Annotated in this window: 5 protein-coding genes (1 of these 5 cut by a window edge); 2 read left to right on the top strand and 3 right to left on the bottom strand. The window is 63.6% G+C overall.

Annotated features, from left to right (window positions below; translation table 11 throughout):
* Window positions 1-1,837, top strand: partial view of a M23 family metallopeptidase gene (locus tag EB230_RS08925; RefSeq protein WP_056576602.1) — the 3' portion only. 134 nt of this gene lie to the left of the window's left edge; only the last 1,837 of its 1,971 coding nucleotides appear in the window; the start codon falls outside the window, past its left edge; the stop codon is at window positions 1,835-1,837.
* 11 nt (window positions 1,838-1,848) lie between these two features.
* Here the strand turns inward: EB230_RS08925 and EB230_RS08920 are convergent, their stop codons facing one another.
* Window positions 1,849-3,408: an MFS transporter gene (locus EB230_RS08920; protein ID WP_056576272.1), complete on the bottom strand. Its 1,560-nt coding sequence runs from the start codon at window positions 3,406-3,408 to the stop codon at window positions 1,849-1,851.
* 152 nt (window positions 3,409-3,560) lie between these two features.
* Between EB230_RS08920 and EB230_RS08915 the strand changes: the two genes are divergently transcribed.
* Window positions 3,561-4,193, top strand: coding sequence for a TMEM175 family protein (locus EB230_RS08915; protein ID WP_172372087.1), 633 nt, complete (start codon window positions 3,561-3,563; stop codon window positions 4,191-4,193).
* Here the strand turns inward: EB230_RS08915 and EB230_RS08910 are convergent.
* Both EB230_RS08910 and EB230_RS08905 read right to left on the bottom strand, forming a co-directional pair.
* The gene (locus EB230_RS08910; RefSeq protein ID WP_056576268.1) at window positions 4,167-5,690 is read right to left on the bottom strand and encodes a L,D-transpeptidase family protein; all 1,524 of its coding nucleotides are present in this window, start codon (window positions 5,688-5,690) and stop codon (window positions 4,167-4,169) included. The genes EB230_RS08915 and EB230_RS08910 overlap by 27 nt on opposite strands.
* A 148-nt stretch (window positions 5,691-5,838) precedes the next feature.
* Window positions 5,839-6,204, bottom strand: a complete 366-nt coding sequence (locus EB230_RS08905) for an MmcQ/YjbR family DNA-binding protein (protein ID WP_172372085.1) — start codon at window positions 6,202-6,204, stop codon at window positions 5,839-5,841.
* Between the last annotated feature and the right edge of the window lie 29 nt (window positions 6,205-6,233).

Below are 6,233 nucleotides of genomic sequence, written 5' to 3'. Positions count from 1 at the left end.
CTCGAGCGTGCTGATGGGCGTGGCGCTGTTCGCCGCCCTCGACGGTCGCCAGCAACTGGCCACTCCACCCGAGATCGCCGAACTCATCGGCCTTGCCAGCAATGGCGATTCCGGCGAGGTGGCCAAGACGACCAGGCTTGTGGCGCCGCGCCAGATCGCCAAGGCCAAGGACCGCCGCCGCATGGAAGTGTCGATGGTCACCAAGGTCGGCGACCGCGATGTCATCCACACCATGCCTTTCGTGCAGATCAAGATGGCGCTCGCCGCCGGCCACACCACCAGCCGGCCCTACCCGCCCTTCGACCCGATGCAGGTATTCGGCGACGACGGCGACGATACCCCCGCGCAACCAGCGACGGCCTCCGCAGCCTCCGGCCAGATCTATGGCGCCAAGGTCGAAAGCGAGATGAGCCTGAAGACCGTCGACTTCCCCATCGAGACGGCAACCTTCGATGAAAAGAGCGACCTTTCCGCCGACGAGGTGGAAAAGGTGGTACGCGAAGCCGGCACCGACCTCAGCGACGGCGCCGTGCAGGTCGCTTCACTCCACTATGTCGATCCGCAGCGATTCGGCGAAGCCTTTGCCGAGTCGATGGCCGGCTCCTACGACGTCAAGATCGTGCCGGAAAACGTCTCGGTGTCGCCGCGTGCTGCCATTGACGACCAGGCACCGGCTTTTGCCGAGGAAATCATCCCCTTCACCAAGGACACCGACCTCACCGAGGCCTTTGCCGATTCGGGCTATACGGGTGACGACGCCACGGGCATGGCCGAAGCAATCGCCAAGCTGTTGAACGCGCCGACTTTGAAAGCCGGAACCGTTCTGCGCGTCGGCCTCGAAGTCCACGGCGATGCCGCCAAGGTCGTGCGCACCAGCGTCTACGACAAGACCACGCACATCGTCACCATCGCGCTCGATGACCGCGGCCAGTACGTGCCGGCGCAAGAACCAGAGCCGAATCCCGAACTCTTGACGGCGTTCGATGATTCGTCCGCACCCGTTGTGGTGCGCGGCAACCTGCCCAATGTCTATGACGGCATCTACCGCGCCGCCTATTCCTACGGCATGTCCAAGGCGATGACCCAGCGGCTGATCAAGCTCCTGGCGTCCGATGTCGACTTCCAGTCCCGCCTCAATCCCTCCGACCGCCTCGAAGTGCTGTTCTCGCAGCCCGATGGTGACGACCAGACATCGGACAATTCCGAACTTCTCTACGTTTCGGCGACGTTTGGCGGCACCACGCGCAACTTCTACCGTTTCCAGATGCAGGACGGCAGCACCGACTATTTCGACGAGGACGGTTCGAGCGCCCAGCAGTTCCTGCTGCGCAATCCGCTGCCCGCCGGAAAATTCCGCTCCGGTTTCGGCGCCCGCAAGCACCCGATCCTCGGCTATGTCCGCATGCACACCGGCGTCGACTGGGCGGCCCCGATCGGCACGCCGATCATCGCCGCCGGCAACGGCGTCATCGAGAAGGTCGGCTGGGCCGGCGGCTACGGCAAGCAGATCATCATCCGCCATGCCAATGGCTACGAAACCTCGTACAACCACCAGAGCGCCTTTGCCAAAGGCATGGAGCCGGGTATGCGGGTTCGCCAGGGTCAGACCATCGGCTATCTCGGCCAGACCGGCCTCGCCACCGGCCCGCATCTCCACTACGAGTTGATCGTCAACGGCACCAAGGTCGATCCGATGCGGGTCCGCCTGCCGGTCGGCAAGGTGCTGAAAGGCGACGACCTCGTTGCCTTCAAGCGCGAGCGCGAGCGCATCGACGATCTGCTGAAGCAGGAAGATGGCAATTCACTGAAAGTCGCCAGCGCCAAGATCGAAGGCTGAGCCTGCGCGTTTCAGTCTTGCCTGGTTTCGGTACGTCGCGACCACGGCAGCGGCTCTCCGGAAATTGTCGTCCACGCGATGACAGCTGAAAGCAGGCAAAGCAGCGCCGTCACCCAGGAGACCACGGAGAAGGCTGCGTCACTGGCGGCCAGCCGTGCCGCGTCAAGCGCGGGCGCAAGTCCAGCCGGTGCCGGTTCGCCGAAGCCTGGCACGGCTGAAATCGCACTCCCGTCCAGTGCATGGGCATAGACCCAGGCCGCCAGCGATCCCATCGCCGCCACCGCGATCAGGCCGCCAATACGAGAGACGGCATTGTTGATGCCGGAAGCTGCCCCCGTATCCTTGTCTTCCACCGCTGTCATGATCGCGGTCGACAGTGGCGAGACGACCAGCGCCATGCCGAGTCCCATCAGCGCCATCAGCGGGAACGTCCCCGTCCAGAAATTATGGATGCCGGCATGGGTGAGCAAGGCAAGTCCGGCAAAGGCGAAAGCCACGATCAGGCTGCCGCAGGCGATAGGGAAACGCGGCCCGATCCGGTCGGACAATTGACCGACCGGCCCCGACAGAAGTGCGATCGATGCGGACAGCGGCAGGAAGATGAAGCCGACCTCGGCCGTGCTCAGCCCCCAGCCGGCGATGAGCAGCATCGGCAGATAGAAGAGATTGGCCGACAGCGCGAAATAGAGAAAGAATGTCGCGACATTGGCGCCGGCGAAAGCACCGATGCGAAACAGGCTGAGATCGATCATCGGCTCGCGCTGTCTCTGCTCGAACAGGATGAACACCACAAGCAGCACCGCGCCGGCGGCAATGCTCGGCCCCGCCATGTGGCCCTCGCCGCTGGAACTCATTGACGTCAGCCCATACGCGAGCGCGCCGAAGGCCAATGTCGCCAGCGCCCCACCGCCGAGATCCAGGCTGCGTTTCTCCGTCGGTGCATCGGCTGGAATCTTGGCAAGCAGGAGATAGATCGAAATCAGGCCGAGAGGCAGGTTGACGGCGAAGATCGCCCGCCAGATGCCGCCGCCGAAAGCCGACAGGACAAGGCCGCCGAGCACGGGGCCGAGTGCGGTGGTCAGCGCCGAGGCCGCCGCCCAGATGCCGATCGCACGGCCGCGTTCTTTCTTAGGGTAGGCCTTGGCGATGATGGCGAGGCTGCCCGGCACCATGATCGCCGCGCCAATGCCCTGGAGGGCGCGAAACGCGATCAGCACGACAGCATTCGGAGCCAGCGCACAGGCAAGCGAGGCCGCGACAAACAACACGATGCCGGCCACGAAGGCCCGGCGCAGCCCGAACCGGTCGCCGGCGGCCCCACCGGCAAGGATCAGCGCCGACAGTGTCAACGCATAGCCATTGGAGATCCACTGCGCCTCGGCGAGACTGGCGCCAAGATCGACGCGGATCGCCGGCATGGCGATGGCCAGGATCGAACCGTCGATGAAGCCGAGCGCCGACGCCAGGATCGCCGCGATCAGCACGTATCGGCGCTGCGATTGCGGGCAGAACGTCCCGTTCGTGAGCGGTCTGGTCAGCGGAATTGCGGCGGCTTCATCTGGCGAATGCATGGCACTCTGCTTAGACCGCCGCTGGGCTGGCAACAACCGGCCAGCGGCTTGTAGTCCTTGAAACCAGCCATATTGCCAGGGAACATCCCGCCTGGACGCAAATGGCGTCAGTCGTGCTAGATTTTTCTGGAGAACCGCAGGCGGAGGAAACGATGAAGCGTCCACTCGAAGCGTCGGCGGAAGGACGCGGCCGCATTGTCGGCATCACCGACGGCGTCTTCGCCATCGCGCTAACGCTGATCGTGCTCGAGATCAGGGTGCCGGCGCATGAGGCTGTTCATTCCGAGAGCGACCTGCTTGCCGCCATCGCGTCGCTCGCGCCACGCTTCCTGACCTATGCGTTGAGCTTCCTGACCTTGACCATCTTCTGGTTCGGTCAGCAGGCCCAGCATGGACTGATCGCCAAGTCCGACAGACGGCTCGCCACGCTGAACCTTTGCTTTCTCGCCTTCATCGCGCTCTTGCCGTTCTCGACCGACCTGCTGGCGGACTTCCTCGAATTCAGGACCGCGGTGCTGGTCTACTGGCTCAACCTGCTGATGCTCGGCGTCACCCTGTTCGCCAGCTGGCACTATGCGGAGAAGAACGGCTTTGTCGCCGAAGATGTCGACGCCGACACAAGGCGCACGGTCTACATGCGAATCGTCAAGGCCCAGATCCTGTGGGCGATCGGCGCCGCACTCTGCCTGCTCAACCCATTGCTCAGCGTCGGCTTCATTCTGGTCGTGCAGCTGATCTACGCCGCCGCGCTGCGCGGCTCATTGCTGCGCAACGTCATCGGCTGAAGGCCCGCCAACGAATTCCACGGTAACCCCCGGCGACACCAGCTTGGCCAGTTCGCGCGCGTCCCAGTTGGTCAGGCGCACGCAGCCATGGCTTTCGGTCTTGCCGATCTTCGACGGCTCGGGCGTTCCGTGGATGCCATAGGTCGGCTTGTCCAGCGCAATCCAGACCGACCCGACAGGTCCGTTGGGGCCTGGCGGAATGGTCAGGATCTTGTCGTTTTGGCCCTGCTTGAAATTGATGTTCGGGTTGTAGGTGTAGTTCGGATCGAGCGCGATGCGCGACACCGCATGGATGCCGGTGGGCGACGGCGTATCGGCCGAGCCGATGGTGGCGGGATAAGCCGCCACCAGCTTGCCACCCGCATCGTAGGCGTACACTTCTTTCTTGGTCTTGTCGGCAACGATCCGCGCGACCGGCGTTGACACCAGCTTGCCGAAATTGGCGACCTTGATGATCGTGCCGGGGCGGTTGAAGTCGAGGCCCTTGTTGATCGACTTCAGATAGTTCTCGTCCATGTGGAAGCGCTCCGCCAACGCCTCGGTGACAGAGGTGTAGCACATGCAGTTGAGCTGCGCCTTCTGGCTGTAGTCTTCCGGGACCGAGGCGACATAGGGGCCCGCCGCATCCTCCGCGGTGATCGTATAGTTGGCAAACGCGTCGCCACCGGATTGCGCAAGAGCCGTCTGGATACCGACAGCATCGGTCGACTTGAGATTGCTGCCGGTGATCTCATTATAGGCGGCGATGGCCTTGTCGACATTCGAGCCGAAGCGCCCGTCGATGACGCCGGGCGAAGCGCCGCCCCGGTCGAGCAGCACCTGCAGCGCCGCCACATCCTGGCGGGCGCCCAGCGACAGCGATGGGTCAACCGTGGTCTTGCCGCCAATCTTCGGCGGCAGTGCCGATTGGTCGGCCGGCGGGGCCTGTTCCGTCGGGGTAGCGGGCTGCAAAGGGTCTATCGAGGCCTCGTTCAACGGCTGGCGCTTGATGGTGCCCGGCTTTGCCGGCTGCGGCGCATCGGGATAATTGTTGTCGTAATTGCCGTTATCCTGCGGCGCCGGCGGGTAGGCTTCCACCGAATTGTCGCCATACGGGTCATATTCGTCGGCCGGCGGCGGGATGACCCGGCCTTCCTCTTCCAATTGCTTGCGGCGGAACCGCGCCATGTCTTCCGGATCGTCGAGATAGTAGCGGTCGTCATCGGCGGGAGCCCGGCCCAACTCGCGCAACCTTGTCTCGCGGCGCAGCGCGCGCCGGTCAAGCCGGGTCTGCGGCGGCTGGATGGCGATGACCTTTCCGGTATCGGCATCGACAATGACGCGGTTGCCGCGGGCGTCGTAGTAGATGTCCAGATTTCCGTCCTGCGCGACGAGAATGCCGCCGTCATCGGCAGCGCGGACAAGCCGTGGTGCATTGTCCTGTGTCGGCGCCGCAAGCGCACCAAAAGACACAAGCCCGGCGGCAAGCGCCGAAAGGGCAGAGATTGTGCGGAACATCGTGGCCAAACTCTCCGGTCCGTAATTGCCGCCGCCCGGCGTTATTCTTCGGCGAACCCTTCGCCAGCAAACCAGTTACCCCACCATATGGTTCCAACATGAACCGGGCATGAAGATGGCGGTTTCCCGGCGTATGGACGAATATCAGCTAGCTTGCGACAAGGCCCAGGTCCTTGCGCGCCTGCTTGGTCAGCTTCAGGGCGACAAGGCGATGGCTCTCGCGCAAATAGTCCTTCAGCGCATCATCATCCATGCTCTGGCTTGTCCGACGCTGGATCCATTTCATGCCGCGAGAGGCAAGATAGGGCGCGGGCCGCAGCCCCGGCTGTTCCTTGAGCACGTCATAGGCAATGTCGGAACATTTGAAAGTGACAAAGAGCTGCTGGCCCTGATCCCAGCCGCCGATCGCAAACACCTTGGTCCCGACCTTCCAGACATGGGCGTCACCCCACTGGACGACATGGTTTGTTGCGGGCAGCGAGGCGCAGAAGCCGTTGTAGTCGTCCAGCGTCATCCACGCCCCGTCATCAGTATGAAAGCGCC

The organism is Mesorhizobium sp. NZP2234 (assembly GCF_013170765.1).
GTDB lineage: Bacteria > Pseudomonadota > Alphaproteobacteria > Rhizobiales > Rhizobiaceae > Mesorhizobium > Mesorhizobium loti_D.
The sequence above is the reverse complement of the archived record's forward strand: the minus strand, read 5'-3'. Positions and strand labels throughout refer to the sequence as shown.